23 protein-coding genes are annotated in these 23,036 nt (G+C 72.1%); 11 read left to right on the top strand and 12 right to left on the bottom strand.

Annotated features, from left to right (window positions below):
* Positions 1–3: 3 nt before the first annotated feature.
* The 6 genes from ABTW72_RS10700 to ABTW72_RS10675 all read right to left on the bottom strand — a co-directional run bounded on the left by ABTW72_RS10700 (position 4) and on the right by ABTW72_RS10675 (position 5,354).
* Positions 4–1,182: a MarP family serine protease gene (locus ABTW72_RS10700; RefSeq protein WP_350857052.1), complete on the bottom strand. Its 1,179-nt coding sequence runs from the start codon at positions 1,180–1,182 to the stop codon at positions 4–6.
* Between the two features lie 63 nt (positions 1,183–1,245).
* Positions 1,246–1,938 (bottom strand): NUDIX hydrolase, encoded by a 693-nt coding sequence (locus ABTW72_RS10695; protein ID WP_350857049.1) that lies wholly within the window; start codon positions 1,936–1,938, stop codon positions 1,246–1,248.
* Complete coding sequence (locus ABTW72_RS10690; RefSeq protein WP_350857046.1) at positions 1,935–2,630, bottom strand: TlpA family protein disulfide reductase; 696 nt, start codon at positions 2,628–2,630, stop codon at positions 1,935–1,937. The genes ABTW72_RS10695 and ABTW72_RS10690 overlap by 4 nt, the downstream gene beginning before the upstream one ends.
* Positions 2,627–3,415: an endonuclease III gene (nth, locus tag ABTW72_RS10685; RefSeq protein ID WP_350857044.1), complete on the bottom strand. Its 789-nt coding sequence runs from the start codon at positions 3,413–3,415 to the stop codon at positions 2,627–2,629. The genes ABTW72_RS10690 and nth overlap by 4 nt, the downstream gene beginning before the upstream one ends.
* Before the next feature lie 41 nt (positions 3,416–3,456).
* Entirely contained in the window at positions 3,457–4,635 is a 1,179-nt protein-coding gene (locus ABTW72_RS10680) for a CapA family protein (RefSeq protein WP_350857041.1), read from the bottom strand.
* An 11-nt stretch (positions 4,636–4,646) separates the two neighbouring features.
* Entirely contained in the window at positions 4,647–5,354 is a 708-nt protein-coding gene (locus tag ABTW72_RS10675; RefSeq protein ID WP_350857038.1) for an adenosylcobinamide amidohydrolase, read from the bottom strand.
* 143 nt (positions 5,355–5,497) lie between these two features.
* On the opposite strand from ABTW72_RS10675, the gene ABTW72_RS10670 reads away from it, so the two are divergent.
* The 9 genes from ABTW72_RS10670 (at position 5,498) to ABTW72_RS10630 (ending at position 16,827) form a co-directional block, all read left to right on the top strand.
* A complete protein-coding gene (locus tag ABTW72_RS10670) occupies positions 5,498–6,175 on the top strand; it encodes a Crp/Fnr family transcriptional regulator (protein ID WP_007466162.1) in 678 nt (225 codons plus the stop codon).
* 111 nt (positions 6,176–6,286) lie between these two features.
* Positions 6,287–7,030, top strand: a complete 744-nt coding sequence (locus ABTW72_RS10665; protein ID WP_350857035.1) for a metallophosphoesterase family protein — start codon at positions 6,287–6,289, stop codon at positions 7,028–7,030.
* 598 nt (positions 7,031–7,628) lie between these two features.
* Entirely contained in the window at positions 7,629–8,231 is a 603-nt protein-coding gene (locus tag ABTW72_RS10660) for a TetR/AcrR family transcriptional regulator (protein WP_350857032.1), read from the top strand.
* Between the two features lie 37 nt (positions 8,232–8,268).
* Positions 8,269–9,066, top strand: a complete 798-nt coding sequence (locus ABTW72_RS10655; RefSeq protein ID WP_350857029.1) for a TIGR03084 family metal-binding protein — start codon at positions 8,269–8,271, stop codon at positions 9,064–9,066.
* Entirely contained in the window at positions 9,063–10,739 is a 1,677-nt protein-coding gene (locus ABTW72_RS10650; protein ID WP_350857026.1) for an acyclic terpene utilization AtuA family protein, read from the top strand. The genes ABTW72_RS10655 and ABTW72_RS10650 overlap by 4 nt, the downstream gene beginning before the upstream one ends.
* Before the next feature lie 55 nt (positions 10,740–10,794).
* Positions 10,795–11,991, top strand: coding sequence for an acyl-CoA dehydrogenase family protein (locus ABTW72_RS10645; RefSeq protein ID WP_350857023.1), 1,197 nt, complete (start codon positions 10,795–10,797; stop codon positions 11,989–11,991).
* The gene (locus ABTW72_RS10640) at positions 11,988–13,589 is read left to right on the top strand and encodes an acyl-CoA carboxylase subunit beta (RefSeq protein WP_350857020.1); all 1,602 of its coding nucleotides are present in this window, start codon (positions 11,988–11,990) and stop codon (positions 13,587–13,589) included. The genes ABTW72_RS10645 and ABTW72_RS10640 overlap by 4 nt, the downstream gene beginning before the upstream one ends.
* A 68-nt stretch (positions 13,590–13,657) precedes the next feature.
* Positions 13,658–15,667 (top strand): ATP-binding protein, encoded by a 2,010-nt coding sequence (locus ABTW72_RS10635; protein ID WP_350857017.1) that lies wholly within the window; start codon positions 13,658–13,660, stop codon positions 15,665–15,667.
* Positions 15,664–16,827 carry an acyl-CoA dehydrogenase family protein gene (locus ABTW72_RS10630; protein ID WP_350857014.1) on the top strand — a complete coding sequence of 388 codons (1,164 nt, stop codon included), beginning with the start codon at positions 15,664–15,666 and terminating at the stop codon, positions 16,825–16,827. Before ABTW72_RS10635 ends, ABTW72_RS10630 begins: the two co-directional genes overlap by 4 nt.
* Positions 16,828–16,949: 122 nt before the next feature.
* Here ABTW72_RS10630 and ABTW72_RS10625 read toward each other — a convergent pair whose 3' ends face one another.
* Genes ABTW72_RS10625 through ABTW72_RS10615 form a run of 3 tightly spaced genes read right to left on the bottom strand, consistent with a single transcriptional unit; the run spans position 16,950 to position 18,306 of the window.
* A complete protein-coding gene (locus tag ABTW72_RS10625) occupies positions 16,950–17,141 on the bottom strand; it encodes a hypothetical protein (protein WP_350857011.1) in 192 nt (63 codons plus the stop codon).
* Complete coding sequence (locus ABTW72_RS10620; RefSeq protein ID WP_350857009.1) at positions 17,138–17,962, bottom strand: hypothetical protein; 825 nt, start codon at positions 17,960–17,962, stop codon at positions 17,138–17,140. The genes ABTW72_RS10625 and ABTW72_RS10620 overlap by 4 nt, the downstream gene beginning before the upstream one ends.
* A complete protein-coding gene (locus ABTW72_RS10615) occupies positions 17,959–18,306 on the bottom strand; it encodes a PadR family transcriptional regulator (protein WP_350857006.1) in 348 nt (115 codons plus the stop codon). The genes ABTW72_RS10620 and ABTW72_RS10615 overlap by 4 nt, the downstream gene beginning before the upstream one ends.
* Before the next feature lie 98 nt (positions 18,307–18,404).
* On the opposite strand from ABTW72_RS10615, the gene ABTW72_RS10610 reads away from it, so the two are divergent.
* A complete protein-coding gene (locus tag ABTW72_RS10610) occupies positions 18,405–18,842 on the top strand; it encodes a DUF3592 domain-containing protein (protein WP_350857003.1) in 438 nt (145 codons plus the stop codon).
* A 23-nt stretch (positions 18,843–18,865) separates the two neighbouring features.
* Here the strand turns inward: ABTW72_RS10610 and ABTW72_RS10605 are convergent, their stop codons facing one another.
* Positions 18,866–20,077, bottom strand: a complete 1,212-nt coding sequence (locus ABTW72_RS10605) for a hypothetical protein (RefSeq protein ID WP_350857000.1) — start codon at positions 20,075–20,077, stop codon at positions 18,866–18,868.
* A complete protein-coding gene (locus tag ABTW72_RS10600) occupies positions 20,074–21,015 on the bottom strand; it encodes a transporter substrate-binding domain-containing protein (protein ID WP_350856997.1) in 942 nt (313 codons plus the stop codon). The genes ABTW72_RS10605 and ABTW72_RS10600 overlap by 4 nt, the downstream gene beginning before the upstream one ends.
* Positions 21,016–21,183: 168 nt before the next feature.
* Between ABTW72_RS10600 and ABTW72_RS10595 the strand changes: the two genes are divergently transcribed.
* Positions 21,184–21,525, top strand: coding sequence for a hypothetical protein (locus ABTW72_RS10595; RefSeq protein ID WP_328651822.1), 342 nt, complete (start codon positions 21,184–21,186; stop codon positions 21,523–21,525).
* On the opposite strand, the gene ABTW72_RS10590 is transcribed toward ABTW72_RS10595, so the two are convergent.
* Positions 21,512–23,008 carry a serine/threonine-protein kinase gene (locus ABTW72_RS10590; protein WP_350856994.1) on the bottom strand — a complete coding sequence of 499 codons (1,497 nt, stop codon included), beginning with the start codon at positions 23,006–23,008 and terminating at the stop codon, positions 21,512–21,514. The genes ABTW72_RS10595 and ABTW72_RS10590 overlap by 14 nt on opposite strands.
* Positions 23,009–23,036 lie beyond the last annotated feature (28 nt).

The following is a 23,036-nucleotide window of genomic DNA, read 5'->3' as shown; positions in this document are numbered from 1 at the left end:
CGCTCAGGTGCACTCGCCGGTGGCGACCTGCCGGTTGCGTTCGGCACCGGCCAACGCCACCGGGCGGGCCTCGGCCGCCGTGACGGCGAAGCCGGTGTTCGGATCGTCGGACGCCGCCGCGAAGATCACGCCGAGCACCAGGCCGTTGGCGGAGAGCAGCGGACCGCCCGAGTTGCCGCTGCGCACCAGCGCCCGGATCGTGTAGATCTCCCGGGTCACCTCACTGGACGAGTAGATGTCCGGGCCCTTGATCCGGTCTACGTCCCGGACCCGCGCCGACTGCGCGTTGTACGGGCCGTCGAGTGGGAAGCCGAGCACGATGGCGTCGGAGCCGCTGCCCGCGTTGCCGGCGGCGAACCGCAGGGACGGCCCGGGCAGCCCAGGCACGAGCAGCACCGCCAGGTCCCGGTTCGGGTCGTAGACCACCACCTTGCCGTCGTACCGCTCGCCGCCCAGCTCCACGGCGACCGAGCGGGTGCCGGCCACGACGTGCGCGTTGGTCATCACCCGGTCGTCCGCGTACACGAAACCGGAACCCTCTATCCGGCGTGAGCAGCTGGGCGCGGAGCCGAGCACCTTCACGACCGACTGCTGACCGCTCACCACCACCTGCGAACCGGCCAGTGCCGGGTCCGGCGGGTCGACCTGCCGGGCCCGGGTGGGCGCGAGGTCACCGAAGACGTCCGGGAACCCGTCGGTGTCGACGGTGTCCTCCAGCGCCGTGGACAGCCGCTGGGCCTGCTCCGGCAGGACCTGGTTGACCACCGTGATCAACGCGCTGTTGCGGACCGAGGCGGCGAGCCAGGGCACCGAGGACGAGCCGAGCGGCACCGCGACCAACCAGGCGAGCAGGAGTACCGCGAACAGCGAGACCACTGCCCCACCGACGTCGTCGGCCCGTTTGCCCACGTCGCTGGTGATCGTCTTGCGCAGGTGCGAGCCGAGCCAACCGGCGAGTGCCTGCCCGACCACCGCCAGCCCGAAGATGGCCACCAGCGAGATCAGCACACGGGTGCCGGCGTCCACGAACTGTCTGGCGAACAGCGGCCCGAGCTGGAGACCCAGCAGCAGACCCAGGAAGAAGCCGGACAACGACGTGACGCCGATGACGAAACCCTGGCGGTATCCGCTGATCGCGAACACGAGCATGAGCAGCAGCAGGACGAGATCCACGACGGACACGGGTCAAGCGTACGGGCAGTGTGCCCACCGGATGACCATCGCTTGCGGATGGTGACCGTGCGGTCAGCGCAGGGCGTTCTCGTCAGCCTCGTCGGTGCCGGCGGACGGGGCCGGTGTCGCCCCGGTCGGCGGAAGCTCCACCACCCGGCCGCGCGACCACGGACGGGCCCAGCCGCCCATCTCGAGCAGAGTGGCGAGCACCCCGGCGGTGAAGCCCCAGACGAGCATCCCGCGCGCCGAGAACGCCGGCCCGATCCAGCCACTCGGATGCCGGACCCGCAGTCGGTTGGCCGGATCGACCAGCTCGCTGACCGGCAGGCGGGCGACGTGTGCCACCTCGGCCGGCTCCCGTGGGTGCACCGGGTGCGGGTCGTGCCACCAGGCCAGCACCGGCGTGACCACGAAGTCGCTGACCGGGATCCACAGTTTCGGCAGCTCGGCCAGCACTGTCACGCTGGCCGGGTCGAGGCCCACCTCCTCGTTCGCCTCGCGCAGGGCGGTGGCGCGGACGTCGGCGTCCTCCGGGTCGGCCGCACCCCCGGGAAAGGCGGGCTGGCCGGCGTGGTTACGCAGGGTGGCGGCGCGTTGCAGGACCAGCACGTCGGGACCCGCGCCGGGCTGCTCGCCGAGCAGCACCAGCACGGCGCTCTCCCGACCGCCCTCGGCCGGCGTGGTCAGCCGGGTGAAGTCCTCGGCGCGGGCGGTGCCCAGCCGGGTCAGCAACGGCTCGATCCACTCGGGGGGCCGACGGGTCACGCCGGCACCGCCAGGCCGAGGTGCTGGCGGACCAGCTTGGCGAGCTTGGTGTCGTCGAGAGCGCCGCTGGCGTCGACGTGCCGCACCTGACCGTCGGCGTCGACGAAGAGGGTCAGCGGAATGGCGTTGCGCTTCAGCTCGCGCTGTAGCGCCTCGCCCTGGTCCACCAGGATCGGGAACCGGACGCCGAAGTCCTCGCCGATGGACTGGGCGCCGCCCCGGCTGTCCCGGCTGTTGACCCCGACCACCTGGAGCTGACCGGCGGCCCGCTCGCTGAGGCGTTGGAAGGCGGGCAGCTCCTTGCGGCACGGCGGGCACCAGGAAGCCCACACGTTGATCACCGCCGGGCCGGCCACCTCCCGCAGCACGACGGGGGCACCGCCGGTGAAGCAGGAGAGCGTCAGCTCCGGCAGCAGCGACCCGCCGGCGGCGCGGGCCGTCGTGCCGGACGTTCCGGAGGCCGTCGGCACCGAGCCGGGCGACGCCGGAGTGGCCGTTGCGGGGGTCGCCGTACCAGAGCCGGGCGACGTGGTCGTGGGTGCCGTGCTCAGCGTGGCGCAGTCCCGGAACGGGGAAGGTCGCTCGGCAGCGGCCGGGCGGGGGGCTGGCTCGTCGTCGGCCGTGCCGCTGGTGCAACCGGTGACCGCCAGCAGCAGCGGCAGGACGGCGAGGGCGAGGCGGCGGCGGTTCACGGCACCTCCGCCGTGATCGCCTGCGCCGGCACCAACTCCGGGTCGACCCCGGCAGCCACCGCGAGGTCGCGTGCCCGAGGGCCCTTGAGCAGCTTGGCGGCGGCCGCCGGCTCGGTCGGGCCGGTGCCGTACGAAGGGCAGAGCTTCGCGAGCGTGCAGGCGCCGCAGGCCGGCTTGCGGGCGTGGCAGACACGTCGACCGTGGAAGATGATCCGGTGCGAGAGCATGGTCCAGTCGCGCTTGTCGTACAGCGCGCCGATCGCGTGCTCGATCTTGACCGGGTCGGTCTCGGTGGTCAGCCGCCACCGATGGACCAGTCGCTGGAAGTGCGTGTCGACGGTGATGCCCGGGACGTCGAAGGCGTTGCCCAGGATCACGTTGGCCGTCTTGCGACCGATGCCGGGGAGCGTCACCAGATCGACCAGCCGACCCGGGACCCTGCCGTCGTACCGGTTGAGGAGGGCCTGACCGAGCTTGAGCAGCGAGTCGGTCTTGTTGCGGTAGAAGCCGGTGGGCCGGATCAGCTCCTCCATCTCGCCCCGGTCGGCGCCGGCGTACGCGGCAGCGCTCGGGTAGCGGGCGAAGAGCTTGGGGGTGACCTCGTTGACCTTCTTGTCCGTGCACTGCGCGGACAGGATCGTGGCGACGGCCAACTCCAGAGCGTTGGAGTGGTCCAGCTCACAATGCGCGTCGGGATGCGTCTCGGCCAGCACCCGGCCGATCTTGCGGGCACGGCGTTTGCGCCCGAGATCGGTCTCGCTGGCACCGGGAGGGCTACTGGTCACGACGGTCAGCCTACGTCGCACCCCGGACGCTCCTCGTCGGGTCAGCCGGCGGTCGGCGGCGAGATCTTCCCCTGCCCGTCGAGGCGAGCGCCGCCCTTCGGGAAGTCGGCGCGACTCAACTCGGTGACCAGGCCCAGGCCCCGGTCGTCCGGGTCCATGGTCGGCTTGCCGGCGGAGTTCATGTACGTGGAGGTGAACGACCCGCCGGCCCAACTGCCGTCCGGCTTGAGCGACACCTTCAGCACCCCGCCCCAGCCGAGGCGGCCGTCGTTGCTCAGCGAGTTGCCGCCGCCAGCGAAGTTGCCCAGGCTGTACGCGATCAGGCGCCCCTGGTAGAACTCCATCCCGCGCAACACGTGCGGACCGTGCCCGACGATCAGGTCGGCGCCAGCATCGATCATGGCGTGCGAGAACTTCACCGGGTCGCCCCGGTTCTCGCCCAGGAACATCTCGGTGCCCGGCTTCACCCGGGTCTTGTCGACGCCCTCGCCACCCATGTGCACCTGCACCACGACCAGGTCGGCCATGGTGGCGGCCTTGGCGACCACCGCCTTCGCCTTGTCGATGTCGACGAGGCTGTTGGACCAGACGTACGACGAGAAGCCGGCGACGGCGACCTTGACGCCCTTGACGTCGACCACGGTGATCTCGTTCGGCGCGCCGGTGTGCTCCAGGTCGTACTTCTTCAGCGCCTTCTGGGTGTTCTCGTAGCCCTTGGGCCCGTAGTCGTACCCATGGTTGTTGGCCTGGTTGAGCACGTCGAAGCCGGCGTCACGCAGGTGCGCGGCGTACTCCGGCGGGGCGCGGAACTGGAAACAGCGGGTGGAGTTCGCCCCGCACTTGCCGGTGCCGGTGTCGACAGTCAGCGGCTCCTCCAGGTTGCCCATCACCAGGTCGGCCTTGAGCGCCTCGGTGACCGAGTTGAAGAAACCCTTACCGCCGGCGGCGGGCAGCCGACTGGGCGCGTTGCCCATGATGATGTCGCCGGTGGCGGAGAGCGAGATCGCGCCACCCTGACCGGACGATGCGGGCCCGGTTGCCTTCGGGCCGGTCGTGGAGACCGGCGCGCCGGTGCCACCACCTCCCGCGCCGGGCTGCCAGACGGGTGCCTCACCACCGGAGTCGGCACAGCCGGCCACGAGGAGGGCGGCCAGCAGCGCGGCGAGGCCGAGGGCGACGCGGCGACGCGGGCGGGACGCGAGGGGGGCGGGAGCGTACATCGCCCGCGACCCTACCGGTCGTTAAACGCGCCGACGACAGCCGATCGGTTGGACTTCGCGCCCCTGAGCTGCTCGGACCATGGCACGACCGGCCGCGAACCGCCGGCGAGCACCGCCGCGTGCACCGCTCGCGCGAGCGGTGCACCCCAGGTGGAGCGCGGCCCGCCGTACGCCGCCTCCGGCCCGTCCACGGGGCAGAGCACGGTGACCGCGTCGGTGGGCGTGCCGGTCCCCGGCACCCCCAGCTCGGTGATCGCCTGGGTCTTCGCCTCGGTCGCGGTGGCCACGGCATTCACCAGTGCCGAGTCGGCGAGCCGGGCCGGCACGTACACCACGATGTTGACAGTGCCGACGTGTGGGGCCAGCGCGGCCGGCGTCGGCGCGGCCGCGGGCACCGGCGTGCCGAGCCCGACCGTCGCCCAGGCCCGCACCCCGGCGTCGGTTCGCGCCACCACCTCGGTCACGTCGACGCCGGTCAGCAGACCGATCCCGGGCCCGTCGAGGGCCAGCTCGGCGGCGATCGAAGCCAGGTGCGCCGCGGGGTCATCCCGGTCGTACGACATCGGTACGGTCGCGTTCAACACCCACCGCCGGACCCCGATGCCACCGCCCAGCGGGGCACTGCTGACCGCCCGCAGGGGCACGTCCGCGCGCCAGACGAGCAGCGGGACGTGGCGCCCATCCTCGGCGCGGCTGGTCAGGGTCGGCTCGCTCAGCACGTCGGGCAGGTTACGCCCACCGATCAAGATTCCAGGGGCGACCTCTGATTCATGCTCACGTGCGCCTAGACTTGGCGGCGCGCGAGGGGATCAGCGGACGGCGGCCCCGGCCGACGGACGGCACGCGCAACCGGAGGTGCGCAATGGACGAGGTACTGGCCCGCAGCGGGATCTTCCAGGGTGTTGACCCGGAAGCTGCCGAGGCGCTTGCCAAGGAGATGGAGACGATCGAGGTCCGCAAGGGCGAGATCGTCTTCAATGAGGGCGAGCCCGGTGACAGCCTCTACATCCTGCTGTCCGGGAAGATCAAGGTTGGTCGCCGCGCAGCGGACGGCCGGCAGAACCTCATCGCGGTGATGGGGCCGTCGGACATGGTCGGTGAGCTGTCGCTCTTCGATCCGGGTCCGCGTACGGCGACCGCCACCGCGGTGACCGACACCCGGCTCGTGCGGCTGCGTAAGCAGGCGCTGCGGCCGTGGCTCAACAACCGCCCGGAGATCGCCGAGCAGCTGCTCCGGGTGCTCGCCCGGCGGCTGCGCCGGACCAACGACTCGCTCGCCGACCTGATCTTCACGGACGTGCCGGGCCGGGTCGCCAAGAACCTGCTCCAGATGGCGGGCCGCTTCGGCACCCGCGACGGCGGCGTTCTGCGGGTGACCCACGACCTCACCCAGGAGGAGATCGCCCAGCTCGTCGGCGCCTCGCGGGAGACCGTCAACAAGGCGCTGGCCGACTTCGCCTCGCGCGGCTGGCTGCGGTTGGACGGCAAGAGCATCATAATCCTGGACCCGGAGCGCCTGGCCCGTCGCGCCCGCGTCTGAGCAGCACCTGACGTCCCCGCCTGCCGTCACCGACGGTAGGCGGGGACGTTTGCCGTCTGCCTGACGCAGAATCGCTGGCCTTCTGGCGGCGCTGGCGGTGAGGCTGGGGCCATGGTGAACCGTGTTGCCGTTCTCTCCGACATCCACGGCGTCCTGCCGGCGCTGGAGGCCGTACTGGCCGAGCCGGACGTCGCCGCCGCCGATCTGATCGTGCTCACCGGTGACATCGCCGCGGGCCCGCAACCAGTCGAGGTGCTGGACGTGCTCGCCGGCCTGGGCGACCGGGTGTGCTGGGTCGGCGGCAACTGCGAACGCGAGCTGGTCGAGGCCCGGGCCGGCCGCCCGGCGTCGATCGAGGTGTCGAACTGGGCCGCCGGGCAGCTGCGCGACGACCAGGTGGCCCGGCTCGCCGCGCTGCCGGCGACGGCGACGCTGGAGATCGACGGCCTCGGGCCGACGCTGTTCTGCCACGCCACGCCCCGCGATGACGAGGAGGTCGTGCTCGTCGACTCCCGGATGGCGCGCTGGGCGGAGGTGTTCGACGGTCTGTCCGCCGAGATCACCACGGTGGTCTGCGGCCACACCCACATGCCCTTCACCCGACTGGTCGACCGGCGTCTGGTGGTCAACCCGGGCAGCATCGGCATGCCGTACGGGGGCGCGGGCGCGTGGTGGGCACTGCTCGGGCCGGGTGTCCAACTGCGCCGCACGGCCTTCGACGTGGACCTGGCCTGCGCCCGGGTGGCGGCGGAGTCGACCTTCCCCGACGCCGCCGCCTGGGCCGACGAGTACCTGCGTTCCCAGCACAGCGACGCCGACGCGCTGGTCGTCTTCGGCCCCCGCGACGGCCGCTGAGCCGGCACTGAGCCGGCAGGCGGGCAGGCGGACCGCAGTGCGGGCGGACCGCAGGGCAGGCGGACCGCAGGGCAGGCGGACCGCAGGGCAGGCGGACCGCAGGGCAGGCGGCAGGGCGGGATACCGGTCAGGAAGCCTTTGGAGCTGAATCGTTTGCGGCATCAGCCGGCGATGATCGGCAGGCCGAGCCTCAAACGAGATCAACGGGCGCGGCCAACGGGCGCGGTCGACAAGCGATTCGTTTGTGACATCAGCTCGACAGCGAGCCCAGCCACCCAAGCCCACCACCGCGAGCCCACCCAAGCCCACCGCTCCGTCCCGACACCGCCCCGGCCCGGCCCGGCCCGGCCCCCGGGCCCCCGGCCCGGCCCCGTGGATCATGCAGTTGTGGTGCCCGTTACGAGCAATGAAATGGCTTTTGTCAACCACCACACCTGCATGATCGGCCCCGAGGGCCCGGAGGGCCGGGGCCGGAGGGCCGGGGCCGGAGGGCCGGGGCCGGAGGGCCGGGGCCGGAGGGCCGGGGAGCCCCGCGCGCCTGCAGGCTCCAGAAAAAGTCAGTCTTGACTGTTTGTTTCGTAGGCAGCAGGCTGTCTCCGTGCCCACATCGACGCGTGTCCCTCAGCAGGAACGCAGCCGCGCCACCCAGGCCCGGCTGCTGGAGGCGACCGTCGACTGCCTGATCGAGCACGGCTGGTCCGGCACCACGACCACGGTCGTCGCGGCGCGGGCCGGTGTTTCGCGTGGGGCCCAGCTGCACCACTACCCGACGAAGGCGGCGCTGGTGACGGCCGCCGTGGCCCATCTTGCCGAGCGCCGGGCCGACGAGTTGCGCACCGAGGCCGAGGCGCTGCCGGCTGGCCCGCAGCGGCTGGACCGGGTCGTCGACCTGCTCGCCGTGGCGTTCACCGGGCCGCTGTTCGTGGCCGCGCTTGAGCTCTGGGTCGCCGCCCGCACCGATCGGGAGCTGCGGGACGCCCTGGTGCCACTGGAGGCGACGGTCGGGCGCGAGATGCACCGGCTCACCGTCGCCCTGCTCGGTGTCGACGAACGTCGACCCGGTGTCCGCGAAGCGGTGCAGGCCACGCTCGATCTGCTCCGTGGGCTCGGGGTGGCCAACCTGCTCAGCGACGACTCCGCCCGCCGCGCCGCCCTGTTGACCACCTGGAAGCGCCAGCTCGCCACCCTGCTCACGCCCTGACCGCCGGCCGCACCGGCCACCACCGACCGGAGGCACCATGGTCGACCTCAGCGACCTGCTCACGGACCTGGCCGACGAGTCCGCCCAACTGGACGCCCTGGTGGCGCCACTGCCCGTGGCCGACTGGGCGAGGCCGACCCCCGCGCCGGGCTGGAGCGTCGGGCATCAGATCGCCCACCTCGCCTGGACCGACCACGTCGCGCTGTTGGCCGCGACCGATCCCGAGGCGTTCTACGCGACGGTGACCTCCGCGCCGGACGTGACCCGACTCGTCGATGTCGGCGCCGAGGAATTCCTCGCCCCGCCGGCCGAGCTGCTCGCCCGCTGGCGGGCCGGGCGCACCGCGCTCGTCGACGCACTCGCCGCCGTTCCGGCCGGCGGCAAACTGCCCTGGTACGGCACCCGGATGTCGGCCACCTCGATGGCCACCGCCCGGATCATGGAGACCTGGGCGCACGGCGCGGATGTGGCCGACGCCCTCGGCGTGGTCCGCCCCGACAGCGACCGACTCCGGCACGTGGCGCACCTGGGCGTGCGTACCCTCGGGCACGGCTTCGCCGCGCACGGCCGGGAGGCACCGACGGCGCCGGTCCGGGTCGAGCTGGTCGGGCCGGGCGGGCAGGCCTGGAGCTGGGGTCCGGCGGACGCCGCCGACCGGGTCACCGGCCCGGCTCGGGACTTCTGCCTGCTGGTCACCCAGCGCCGACACCGCGCGGACCTCGCTCTGGTCGCCACCGGGCCCGTCGCCGACGAGTGGCTCGACGTGGCGCAGGCCTTCGCCGGGCCGCCGGGTGACGGCCGGCAGCCGGCCGGCGAGATCGGGGTACGGGCATGATCCGCATCGGCAACGCCTCCGGCTTCTACGGCGACCGGTTCACCGCCTGGCGGGAGATGCTCGACGGCGGTGAGCTGGACGTGTTGACCGGCGACTACCTCGCTGAGTTGACCATGTTGATCCTTGCCCGGGACCGTATGCGCGACCTCGACCTGGGCTACGCGAAGACGTTCCTGCGGCAACTGGAGACCTGCCTCGGCACCGCCCTCGACCGGGGGGTGCGGATCGTGACCAACGCCGGCGGGTTGAACCCGGCCGGCCTGGCCGCCGCCATCGAGAAGCTCGCCAACCGACTCGGCCTGCCGACCCAGGTCGGGTACGTCGAGGGCGACACGATCCAGCGACCGGACGCGTTGAGCGCGAACGCCTACCTCGGCGCGTTCGGGATCGCCGCCTGCCTCGACGCCGGTGCGGACGTGGTGGTCACCGGCCGGGTCACCGACGCGTCGCTGGTGGTCGGCCCGGCCATCGCCCGGTACGGGTGGGGCCGCGACGACCTCGACGAGCTGGCCGGGGCCACCGTCGCGGGGCACCTCGTCGAGTGCGGTGCGCAGGTCACCGGCGGCAACTTCAGCTTCTTCACCGAACTGCCCGACGGCGGTCATCGGCCCGGGTTCCCGATCGCCGAGGTGCACCCCGACGGCTCATCGGTGCTCACCAAGCATCCGGGTACCGGCGGCGCGGTCACCGTGGAGACGGTCACCGCCCAACTGCTCTACGAGATCGGCGGACCGTCGTACCTCGGGCCGGACGTGGTGACCCGCCTGGACACGGTGACGCTGCACCCCGACGGGCCGGACCGGGTCCGGGTCACCGGCGTACGGGGCACGCCGCCACCGCCGACGCTGAAGGTGGGCGTCAACAACCTCGGCGGCTTCCGCAACTCGATGACGTTCGTCCTCTGCGGGCTGGACATCGAGGCGAAGGCGGCACTGGTCCGGGGGCAGGTCGAGGAGGCGGTGGGCAAGGACGGGCTGGAGTTCACGCTGGCCCGGACCGACCACCCCGACGCCGCCGACACCGAGGCGGCCAGTGCCCTGCTGCACGTACACCTGCGCGACGGTGACAAGGCGCGGGCCGGGCGGTCGTTCTCGGCCGCCGCGGTGGAGTTGGCCCTGGCCTCGTACCCGGGCTGCACGTTGACCACACTGCCCGGCGACGCGACGCCGTACGGCGTCTTCACCGCCGACGCGGTGCCGCAGGAGGCGGTGGCGCACGTCGCGGTGCTGCCCGGTGGCGAGCGGGTGCCGATCGCCCCGCCGATCCGCACCGCCCCCACCTCGCAGGACGAGTCGGCCCCGGGTGGCGAGGCGGCGGTCGGCGGCCCTTTCCGACGCGGGGCGCTCGGCGAGGTGGTCGGCGCACGCTCCGGGGACAAGGGCGGGGACGCCAACCTCGGTGTCTGGGCGCGTTCCGACGCCGGGTACGCGTGGTTGCGGGCCTGGTTGACCGTCGAACGGCTGGCCGAGCTGGTGCCGGAGACCGCGCCGCTGTCGGTGCGGCGCTACGAGTTGCCGAACCTGCGTGCTGTCAACTTCGTGATCGAGGGCCTGCTCGGCGCCGGGGTGGCCGCGTCCACCCGGTTCGACCCGCAGGCCAAGGCGCTCGGCGAGCTGCTGCGCGCCCGGATCGTCGACCTGCCGGCCGACCTGCCGACCGGGGCATCCCGGTGAGCGCGAGGAGTGAGCCGGGTCTGCGAGCCCCGCAGTCGCGAACGAAGGAGACACGATGAGCATCGTGGACACCCCGGAGCGCCGGCAGCTACGCGAGCTGACCCGGGCGTTCGTGACCCGGGAGGTGTTGCCGCACCTGGACGACTGGGAGCGGGCCGGGGAGGTGCCCCGGGCGCTGCACGCGACCGCCGCGAAGCTCGGCCTGCTCGGCATCGGCTTCCCGGAGTCGGTCGGTGGCAGCGGCGGTGACCTGCTGGACTCGATCATCGTGACCGAGGAGCTGATCCGCTCCGGCGGCTCGTCCGGGCTGGTGGCGGCCCTGTTCACGCACGGGATCGCGTTGCCGCACATGGTGGCGGCGGCCGGTGCCCGCACCGGTGGCTCGCTGGGCGGTCGGCTCGGTGGCGTCTCGTCCCCGGGCGACGACGGCCTGATCGAGCGGTACGTGCGGCCCACGCTGTCCGGCACGATGATCGGCGCGCTGGCCATCACCGAGCCGGACGGCGGTTCGGACGTGGCCGGCATCCGCACGACCGCCCGCCGCGACGGCGACCACTACGTGGTGAACGGGTCGAAGACGTACATCACCAGCGGGCACCGGGCCGACTTCGTGACCACGGCGGTGTGTACCGACTTCCCCGGCAGCGGTGAACTCACCCTGCTGGTCATCGACAAGGGGTCGCCCGGGTTCACAGTGGGACGCCGGTTGGAGAAGCTGGGCTGGCACTGCTCGGACACCGCCGAGCTGTCCTTCGCGGACGTGCGGGTGCCGGTCGCCAACCGGATCGGCGCGGAGAACACCGGCTTCCTGGCGATCATGCAGCACTTCGCGGCGGAACGGCTGTCGCTGGCGACCCAGGCGTACGCGACCGCGCAGCGCTGCGTCGAGTTGGCGGTGCGCTGGTGCCGGGACCGGGAGACCTTCGGGCGTCCGCTGGCCAGCCGGCAGCTCATCCGGCACCGGTTGGCCGAGATGCACACCCGGGCCGAGGCGGCCCGGTCGTACGTGCACGCAGTGGCGGGTCGGGTGGCGGCCGGCGAGCCGGTGGTGACCGAGGTGGCGATGGCGAAGAACGTGGCGGTGGCGGCCTGCGACCACGTCGTCGACCAGGCGTTGCAGCTGCACGGCGGGTTCGGCTACCTGCGCGACGCCGAGGTGGAGCGGCACTACCGCGACGCGCGGATCCTCGGCATCGGCGGCGGCACCACCGAGATCATGAACGAGATCATCGCGAAAGGCATGGGCCTGTGACCACCCTGGACAGCGCGGTCGATCCGTCCGCGCCCTCGTACCTGGCGAACCGTGCGGCGTTGCTGGAGCGGTTGACCGAGTTGGACGCCGCGCTGGACCAGGCGCGGGCGGGTGGTGGCGAGAAGTACGTGACCCGGCACCACGCGCGCGGCAAGCTGCTCCCCCGGGAGCGGATCGAGCTGCTGGTGGACGCCGACAGCCCGTTCCTGGAGTTGTCGCCGGTCGCCGCGTACGGCTCGGACTTCCCGGTCGGGGCCAGCGTGGTCACCGGCATCGGGGTTGTCGAGGGCGTGGAGTGTCTGATCGTCGCCAACGACCCGACGGTACGCGGCGGCGCGGTCAACCCGTGGTCGCTGGCGAAGACCCGGCGGGCCGGCGAGATCGCCCTGGCCAACCGGCTGCCCATGGTCAATCTGGTGGAGTCGGCCGGGGCGGACCTGCCCACCCAGGCGGAGATCTTCATCCCCGGTGGTCGGGTGTTCCGTGACCTCACCCGGCTCTCGGCGGCCGGCATCCCCACGGTCAGCGTGGTCTTCGGCAACGCCACGGCCGGTGGCGCGTACGTGCCGGGGATGTCCGACCACGTGATCATGATTCGGGACCGGTCACAGGTCTACCTGGCCGGTCCGCCGCTGGTGAAGATGGCGACCGGCGAGGTCACCGACGACGAGTCGTTGGGTGGCGCGGCGATGCACGCCGGCACGTCCGGGCTCGCCGACTACCTGGCCGCCGACGAGCGGGACGGCATCCGGCTGGCCCGGCAGTGCGTCCGCCGGTTGAACTGGCGCAAGCGGGGCCCGTCGCCGCGTACTTCGGTGCCGCAGCCACCGAAGTACGACCCGGAGGAGTTGCTCGGTATCACCAGCGCCGACCTGAAGGTGCCGTTCGACCCCCGGGAGGTGCTGGCCCGGATCCTGGACGGCAGCGACTTCGACGAGTTCAAGCCGGCGTACGGGGATGCGCTGGTCACCGGTTGGGGCGAGTTGCACGGGTATCCGGTGGGGGTGCTGGCGAACGCCCGAGGGGTGCTGTTCAGCGCGGAGGCGCAGAAGGCGGCCCAGTTCATCCAGCTCGCGAACGCCTCGGACACCCCGTTGATCTTCTTGCAGAACACCACCGGCTACATGGTCGGCACCGAGTACGAGCAGCGCGGCATCATCAAGCACGGCGCCCTGATGATCAACGCGGTGTCGAACTCGACGGTGCCGCACCTGACGGTGAACCTGGGCGCCTCCTACGGCGCCGGCAACTACGGCATGTGCGGCCGGGCGTACGAGCCGAGGTTCCTGTTCACCTGGCCGAACGCGAAGTCGGCGGTGATGGGCCCGGCCCAGCTCGCGGGGGTGCTGTCGATCGTGGCCCGGCAGGCGGCTGCCGCCCGGGGGCGCGACTACGACGAGGACTCCGACGCGGCGATGCGTTTGATGGTCGAGCAGCAGATCGAGTCGCAGTCCGGCGCGCTCTTCCTCTCCGGCCGGCTCTACGACGACGGGGTGATCGACCCCCGGGACACTCGGACCGTCCTCGGGCTCTGCCTCTCGGCGATCCACAACGGACCGGTGAAGGGCGCCGACGGTTTCGGCGTCTTCCGGATGTGACCCGTGAGGGCGAGGAACGCAGCGAAGCGGAGTCCCGCAGTGGCGAACGAAAGGCAGGCTCGGCGCCGATGATTCAGAAACTCCTCGTGGCCAACCGGGGCGAGATCGCCCGCCGGATCTTCGCCACCTGCCGCGCGATGGGCGTGGAAACGGTCGCCGTGCACTCGGACGCGGACGCCGACGCGCCGTTCGTGGCCGAGGCCGATCAGGCCGTACGCCTGCCGGGCGCCACGCCGGCCGAGACGTACCTGCGGGTCGACCTGATCCTGGATGCGGCCCGCCGCAGCGGCGCGGACGCCGTCCACCCCGGCTACGGGTTCCTCGCCGAGAACGCCGAGTTCGCGGCGGCGGTGACCGACGCCGGTCTGATCTGGGTCGGGCCGCCGGCCAAGGTGATCGCCGCGATGGGCGACAAGCTGGCGGCGAAGGCGCTGCTCGCCGAGGCGGGCGTGCCGATGCTGCCGAGCTGGACCGACACCGACGGCGTCACGGACTTCCCGGTGCTGGTGAAGGCGTCCGCCGGCGGCGGTGGCCGGGGCATGCGGGTCGTCCGGACCGCCGACGAACTGGCCGAGGCCGTCGCCTCCGCGCGCCGCGAGGCGGCTGCCGCGTTCGGCGATGGCACTGTCTTCATCGAGCGGTACGTCGAGCGCGGCCGGCACGTCGAGGTGCAGATCTTCGGTGACACCCACGGCACCGTGCAGGTGCTCGGCGTCCGGGAGTGCTCGATTCAGCGCCGACACCAAAAGATCATCGAGGAGGCTCCGGGCGATCTCCCGCCGGGGCTGCATGATCGGCTGCACGAGACGGCCATGGCTGCTGGGCGGGCGGTCGACTACGTGGGGGCCGGCACTGTCGAGTTCCTGCTGGCACCGACCGGCGAGTTCTTCTTTCTGGAGATGAACACCCGTCTCCAGGTGGAGCACCCCGTCACCGAGTTGGTCACTCCGGTCGGGCTGGACCTGGTCCGGATGCAGTTGCTGGTGGCCGAGGGCGCACCGCTGCCCGCACAGCACCACTACCCGGCCACGCGCGGCTATGCAATCGAGGTACGGCTGTGCGCCGAGGAGCCGGCGCAGGGCTGGCGGCCCGCCACGGGCACCCTGCACCGCTTCAACGTGCCGGGGGTGGACCGCGAGTTCGGCTGGATCCAACGGGCGGGCCTGCGGCTCGACTCCGGCGTGGTGGCGGGCTCGGTGGTGGGGGTGCACTACGACTCGCTGCTCGCCAAGCTGATCGCCGTGGCACCCACCCGGACCGAGGCGGCTCGGGCCCTGGCGGGTGCCCTGGCTCGGGCCGAGTTGCACGGAGTGGCCACCAACCGGGATCTGCTGGTCCGGGTGCTACGCAGCCCGGAGTTCGCGGCGGCGGAGATCGACACCGGTTTCCTGGATCGGCACCCCGAGGTCTTCACGCCACTCCTCCCCGCCGACCAGGTCCCACTCACCGCCCTCGCCGCCGCGCTGGCGGGCGCCGCGCACCGCCGGGCGACCGCACCGGTGCTGGGCGGGCTCCCCTCCGGCTGGCGCAACGTGCCCGCTGTCCCGCAGGTCACCCGCTTCGCCGGGCCGGACGGTGACGAGATCGAGATCCGATACCAGTTGGACCGGACCGGCCGGCTCGCCGACTGGTCCAGCACGTCGGCGGCCGAGGAGTCCACCGAGCGGCCGGCGGCACCCACCGTGGCGCTGGTCGAGGCAACCCCGGACCGGGTGGTGCTCGACGTCGACGGGGTTCGGCGCGCGTACCGCGTACACCGGGTGGGGTCGGCTGTCTTCGTGGACGGCCCGGACGGGGCGGCGAGCCTGGCCGAGCTGCCGCGTCTCCCGCTGCCCACCGCGGCGGTGGCGGCCGGGTCGCTGCTCGCGCCGCTGCCGGGCGTGGTGACCCGGGTGCACGTCCAGGTCGGCCAACGGGTCGCCGCCGGTGATCCGCTGCTCACCCTGGAAGCGATGAAGCTGGAACATCCCGTGCTCGCCCCGATCGACGGCGTGGTCGCCGAACTGCCGGTGCCGACCGGCGGTCAGGTGCAGACGGGTGCCGTGCTCGCCGTTATCGAAGAAGAGGACGCCCGATGACCTTCGACCTCACCCCCGAGCAGGACCAGCTGCGCGACGCCGTGCGGGCGCTCGGCCGCCGCTACGGTCACTCCTACTTCGTCGAGAAGGCGAGGGCCGGCGAACACACCACCGAACTGTGGGCGGAGGCCGGACGGCTCGGCTACCTGGGGGTCAACATCCCCACCGAGTACGGCGGCGGGGGCGGCGGCATCACCGAGCTGGCCATCGTCTGCGAGGAGTTGGCGGCGGCGGGTTGCCCGCTGCTGCTGCTGGTGGTCTCCCCTGCCATCGCGGCGACAGTGCTCAGCCGGCACGGCACCGAGGAGCAGCGCAAGCGGCACCTGCCGGGCCTCGCCGACGGCTCCCAGAAGATCGTTTTCGCGATCACCGAGCCGGAGGCCGGTTCCAACTTCCACCGACTCGGCACTGTGGCTCGCCGCGACGGCGACGGCTGGGTGCTCAACGGCCGCAAGTGCTACATCTCCGGCGTCGACGAGGCCGGTCACGTGCTGGTGGTGGCCCGTACCGAGGATTCCTCCACCGGCAAGTTGAAGCCGGCGCTGTTCCTGGTGCCCACCGACGCGGCCGGGCTGACCCGGTCCAAGCTGGACATGGAGATCGTGTCCCCGGAGAACCAGTTCCTGCTGTACCTGGACGACGTGCGGGTGCCCGCCGACGCGCTGCTCGGTGAGTCGCTGGACGCCGGGCTACCGGCGCTCTTCGCCGGGCTCAACCCGGAGCGGATCACGGTGGCCGCGATGGGTGCCGGCACCGGCCGGTACGCCATCGAGCGGGCCAGTGAGTACACCGCCACCCGCAAGGTCTGGGGCGGTCGGAGCATCGGCTCCCACCAGGGGGTGTCGCACCCGCTGGCACACGCGGCGGTGCAGGTGGAGCTGGCCCGCCTCATGATCCAGAAGGCGGCCACCCTGTACGACGCCGGCCGCGACCTGGAGGCCGGGGTGTCCGGCAACATGGCCAAGTACGCGGCCGGGGAGGCCGCCGCGCTCGCCGTGGACACCGCCGTGCAGGTGCTCGGCGGGGCCGGCATGACCACCGAGTACGGGGTGGCGACCCTGCTCGGCGCCGTCCGGGCCGGCCGGATCGCCCCGGTCAGCCGCGAGATGATCCTCAACTTCGTGGCCCAACACGTCCTCGGCCAGGACAAGTCCTACTGACGCCCGCCCCGTCTGCCGCAAGATCGACTCGGTTCTCTTGAATCCGGCGGGTCCGAGGGCCAAAGACCCCAACTTCCTGAAACCGAGTCGATCCTCGACTCAGGCTGCGTGGCGCGGCCTTCTCACGCTCCTTGGCTGCCCGTCCGCTCCCGGTGGTGCAGGATCACCACGGCCACCGCGAAGAACAGCGTGGGCGCCAGCGCCAACACCAGCCACTGCGCCGGGGTGAGCGCAGCGAGGACACCGTCGTGGGAGGAGCGCTCCAGGAACGTCCCCGTGGCACCGAACCCCTTCCGGGTGAGCAGCAGCGTCACGCCCACCGGAACCACAAGCGCCAGCAGGCGCCGCCGCAACACCGCCGGCGCCGAAGGATGGCAAGGGCGAAGAGCAGGTATCCCGCCGCCAGCAGGATTGCCTCGATCCGGCCGACACCGGCGGTGAAGATCCACGTGCCGTAGATGGGAGCCGTCGCGTTATCAGCACCCGTCACCAGGGCGACACTCGGAGCAGCGACGCTGACCAGCGTCGCTGCCGCCAGTGTGCCGAGCCGCCAGCGCGCGAGGGCCGCCGCGGCGGAACGGGGAGCGCGGACCACGAGCGCCAGCGGGACCATCGCGGCGAGCACGGCGGGCCACAGATTGAACACAGTCGAATATTGTCCGTAGTCCGCAGCGACCCGAACCACCTCGAAAGTCGCTCCGCAAACGGCGACCGCGGCTGCTGCCCGAGCCCAGCCGGTGACGGCCAGCACCGCCACGATGAGCCACAGCACCGAAACCCCGCCACCCGGCCAGAGGATGACCGGCTCCCCGATCCCACCGGGGTAGCTCTCCGCGAGCATGGCGAGGTGCAGCACCGGTACGCGCGCAGCGCGCACGAACAACATCAGCGCGGCGATCAGAGCGAGCGCCTGCGCCGCCTCCCGCCACGGGCCGGCCGAGAATCGCGCACCAGCCTGGCGGACATGCGCCCGGAGCGCCCCGCCGAGCAGGGCGAGCACGTCTCGCGCCGCAGGCCTGCGTTGGCCCGGGGCCGCGTCGTCCAGCAGCACGCCGATCATTTCGTCCTCGTACTGCCGGCGGTAGGCGCGGGGATAACAGGCCGTCAGCCGTCGGTACACGTGGTCCAACGTCACGCCGCACCGCCGTCGAAGATGAGACCGGCACGGCGCAGTCGCACGCTCGCCGCGTCGGCGTTGCTGCGCAGACGCGCGGATTCCTCGGCCAGGCGACGCGCGCCCGAGGCGGTGAGTCGGTAGTACCGGCGCAACCTGGACTGCACCTGCTCCTCGCGCTCGATGTCGACGAGACCATCGGTCCGCAGCCGGTCGAGGGCTGCGTAGAGGGTGCCGGCGCGCAGGTCGACGCGCCCGCCGGAGATCCGGCGGACGTCGTCGAGGAGCGCGTATCCGTGCCGTGGGGCCTCGACGAGCGCGGTGAGGATCAGATAGGTGGACTCGTGCATGGAAGCCGTCGCCATGGTCGCAGCATATACCGTCGGACTGTATATGCGGCTAGGCGTTCCGTCGCGAATCGTATCGTGTTTACCGGCCCGCCCCGCCGGAGACGGAGATCGGCATGGATCTGCTGCGAACCCGTCGCCCGCCGGCACCACTGTTCGCCGGGCTCGGCCTCGTCGTCGTCATCGGCTTCGCCATCGCCGCCTGGACGGTGTGGAGCAACGACCAGGCGCTGCAGGACCGGGGGGTGGAGGCCACCGCCCAGGTCGTCAAGGTCAACAAGGGCCGCATCCACGTCGAGTTCGAGACCCCGGACGGGCGGCGGGCGCAGACGCTTGTCGGTCAGGGCGACGAGCCACCCGGTGCTGCTCCGGCTGTGGACGACGAGATCCCGATCGTCTACGACCCGCAGGACCCGGAGGCGGAGGTGGCCGACCGCCGCGCTCCGCAGAACCACCGCGTCGCCTACCTACTCGCCGGGGTCGCGGCCGCCGGGGCGGTCAGCGTGCCACTGGCCACCGTCGCACTCGTGCGGGCCAACCGCCGGGCACGGTAGCCGCTGCTCTCCTCAGTTAGGCGTCAGGCTGGGGTGCGGCAGGCGGCGTCGATGCGGTGGACCGGGCGGACCCGACGGCCCATGCCTTCCAACAGCGAATCCTCGACGTGGAAGTCGTGAATGCGCAGTTGATGGCGGGGCAGCTCCTCCTCGCTCGGGCAGAGCACCTGGGCGCGGACCAGACCGACCGGGACGTACCGGACACCACCCCGTTCCTGAAGGATCACCATGTTGACGTCGTCGGTGGTGACCACGTGCCCGCGTACGTCCTCGGTCGGCCCGCTCTCCGGGCCCACCGTGGTGACGGTCAGCGGCAACACCGGTGTGGTGATCACCGGCACCGCGGCCCAGATCAGGGTGGCCAGCACCGCCACCTCGGTCACCGACGCCAGCGGCCGGATCACCATGCCCGGCAGCGGCCCCGCGACGAAGAGCGCCAGCAGCGGGGGCACCACGATGAGCGCCAGCACCAGCCACTCGTCGCCCTGCCGCATCGCGTCGCGCATCGTCGGCAGCATCAGCCAGCCGTACCCGGCGAGCAGCGCGCCGATGAGCAGCAGCCGAGGCACCATCCGCTCGTGCAGCCGCCCCGGGCGCAGTTGGAACGCGGCCACGAACGCCGGCAACAACAACGGCAGATAGAGCAACGGCCAGGTGATCAGGGCGAGCAGGAAGCTGGCCAGCACCACCCAGGCCGGGGTGATGTCGGCCCAGCGGGCGAAGAGCGGTCGGCGACGGGTGCCCGGCGGAAGTCGATCCGCACTGACGGCCAGTACCGCGCCGAGCGCGAAGACGGCGACCAGCCCGGTGGAGAGCAGCCGGGCCGCGGTGGTCAGGAAACCGGCGAGCAGGTTGACCGGCCCGACGTTGGCCACCAGCAACAACGTGGTCTGGAGCTCCCCGCCGGCCTCCACGCCGAGGCGGAGCACCGAGAAGATCGCCGGTACGCCCACCACGGCCGTCCAGAACGACTGGCTGGCGCGGGCGCGCCGCTCCGCCGGGTCCCACCGGACCCGCCCCGGCTCGACCACGGCGACGACCGGCTCGGCCGGCTCGGCGACCGGCACTCCGGCCGGCCAGACAACGTCATCTTCCGCGCCGGTCACTGGACGATCTGCGGCTGGCGGCGCTGCGGCCGTACCGTCGCTTGCCGGCGCGGCGTCGCCGCCGGGCACGGACGTGCGGGGCGGCGGAACCGGCCCGTCGCCGCTGGTGGCGGTCGGTGCCGCGCTCACTTCGCGGGCGCCTTGTCGTCGAAGTCGACGAGCTTCGGCACCTCCAGCGGCTGTGGCTGGCGCTTCTCGGCCTTCAGCCAGGGGCCCAGGGTCCGGTTGTACGCGGTCTGCCAGGGGCTGGCATCTCCGTCGCGGCCCTGCTCGTAGCTCTTCTGCAGGAAGAACGCGACCAGGTCGCGCAGCGCGGGGTCACCGATCGGCACGCCGATGCCCAGCAACTCGCTGGTGCCGAACGGCATGTCCACGATCTCGAACTCCTTGGGGAAGCTGGCCAGGAAACCGGCAAGGATCGACTCGTCCGAGCTGACCGCGTCGTACCGCCCCTTCCGGATGCCATCGACGCAGTCGCCGACGTCCTTGACCACGAACGTCTTGACCTGGTGCTTCTCCAACTCAGCCTCGGTGGTGGAGCCGCCGCTGGTGCAGACCTTGTACACCGGGTCGCGCAGATCCTCGATGGTGCGAACCTTGTCCTTGAGTCGGACCGGCACCATCACCTCCTGCGTGGTGACGAAGTACGGCCCGGCGAAGCTGACCAGCTTCTTACGCTCCTCCGTCATGGAGAAGCTGGACACCACCAGGTCGACGGTGCCACCTTGCAGCGACGGGATGCGGTCCTCGGTGGAGATCGACACGAACTCCAGCCGCTGGTCCCCCTCGTAGCCGAGGGAGGCCGCGACGTACCGGGCGATCTCGACGTCGAACCCGACGTGCTGGCCGTTTCGCAACTCACCCATCAGCGGCTCGTTGGTGGCGACACCGATCCGCAGCTTCGACTGACCGTAGATGTGCGTCTCGCGCATCTTCTCCTGCACCGACCGCAGGTCCGGTTCCTTTCGGCTGTCACAACCGGCCGCGGCGGCGAGCACGAGAGTGAGAGCGACCGCCAGCGTCGACGCGATCGAGCGGAGCCGGGACTGCGAACTGCCTGAGTTCATGGGCGACCTCGCTACCGGAAGGGCCTGCGGAACACTGAGAGTAGCCGTTCTTGTCCAATCCGTGTGGACGAGATGGACCCTGTCGAGTGGACGGCTCAGATCGACGTCGATCGGCGCGGCGGTCGGCTCTGCGGTTGACAGCCGGCCTGGCCGCGACATGCTGGACGGGTGAGCCGATTGTCCAGACCCGATGCGCGCACGGTGGCGGTGCTCGCGGCGCTGGGAGCCCTGGCGCCGCTGGTCATGCTGGTCGTGTGGCGCCGACAGGACCTCCTCGGCGTGGTTCTCGCGCTGCTCTGCGTGCTGATGACCATGGTCGCCGGGGTCGCGGTCTCCGCCGCTCGTCAGGTCGACGATCCGGAGCCGGCGGACCGGTCGGCAGTCGTCGGGCCGCCCGAGTTGATGCCGTACGGGATCGACGCGGACACCCTCGACGCCATGGACCCCCGGGACGCGTTGCGTGCGGTGCGTGACCGCCGACGCGGGTCGAACGGGCTCAGCGGCCGGTGAGCGTGGGTGCGGACAGCGCGTCCACACCGCGCCCCGCCAGACACCGGTAGGTCCGGTCGATGCTGCCGTCGACCGGGGGTAGCACCTCCAGGTGCCAACCGGTCGCCTCGGCGATCCCGGTGGTCAACCGGAACGTCGTGGCGCTGCACACCTGCCGCACCGGCTCAGCGGCGGCCACCTCGTCGTAGTCGGCGCCGACCAGCGACACCGGCAGGATGCCCTCGGCGTACGTCTCCCAGGTGTGTCGGCCGGCGCAGGACAGCCGAGCCGCCTCGGCGCGGCTACCGCGGATCCGCATCGGGCCGAAGCACTCCAGCTCGGGCAGGCACCGGGCACCCTCGGGCAAGGCGGTGGGCGCACCGGTGCCGGTCGCGCAGCCGGGCAACGGCCCGGTCGCCGGTGCGGCGATCTGGGTGGCCGACGGGTACGGGGCGGGTGGTGGCGCCCGGTCGGCGACCCAGGCCCCGGCGGTCGCGGAGGCGGCGAGCGCGAGCACCCCGGCGCCGCCGAAGAGCCAGCGCCGCCACCGTCGACCGGCAGGGTCGGTCCGCTGAGTGTCCTCGATGGGCGGGCGGGGCACCGGCTGGCTGGCCACGTACGGGCCGGAGAGCGTCGCGGCACCGCTGACCGGAGCGCCGCTGACCGGTGTCGCCGGCGCGCCGAGTGGGAGGTTGGTGAGCAGGTCGTGCAACTCCAGGGCGGAGGGACGCTCGCCCGGATCGTTGGCCATGCCGACGCGCAGCACGTCGATCAGCTCGTCCGGGACCCCGGGCAGGGCGGGGAGCGGCTGGTTGAACATCTCGAGCACGGTGACCAGGCTCGGGTTGCGCTCGGACTGCCAGCGTGGCGGTCGGCCGTGCATCACCGCGTAGAGGGTGGCGCAGAGCGCGTACACGTCGACGGCCGGTGACGGCGGGCTGTGGCTGAACATCTCCGGCGGCGCGTACGCCGGGGTGAGCACCTCCAGGGTGACCGAGGCGTCCCGGTGTTCGGCGAGGACGGCGAGCCCGAAGTCGGCGAGCACCGCCGAGTTGAAGGGCGAGTAGAGGATGTTGGCCGGCTTCACGTCCCGGTGCAGCACCCCGGCGGCGTGCGAGTGGGCCAGCGCGTCCGCGATCTTGATGCCGAGATCGCGGGCCTCCACCGGGCCGAGCGGCGAGGTGCGCATCCGTTCGGCGTACGAGCCGTCGCAGAGCTCCATGATCAGGTAGGGGTGCTGATCGACGGTGACCCCCACGTCGAAGAGGTCCACCACGTGCGGGTGGGACGACATCCGGCCGGCCGCCCGCGCCTCGCGCAGGAAGCGGGCCTGATCGCGCTCGCTGTCCAGCGTCCGGTTCTCCACTTTGACGGCGACCTCGCGACCCACGGAGATCTGGGTGGCCTGGTAGACGGTCGCGTACCCGCCCCGGGCAAAGACCCGCAAATCAGTCAGGCCAGGCACGATCGGCACTGGCAGGCCGCCGGTCGGGGTGTCGGTCACCGCTCGAAAATACCCAACCCGACCGATG

It is taken from the genome of Micromonospora sp. NPDC127501 (assembly GCF_040302185.1).
Classification (GTDB): domain Bacteria; phylum Actinomycetota; class Actinomycetes; order Mycobacteriales; family Micromonosporaceae; genus Micromonospora.
Note: the sequence above shows the minus strand (reverse complement) of the source record. Positions and strands in the feature narration are given on the sequence as shown.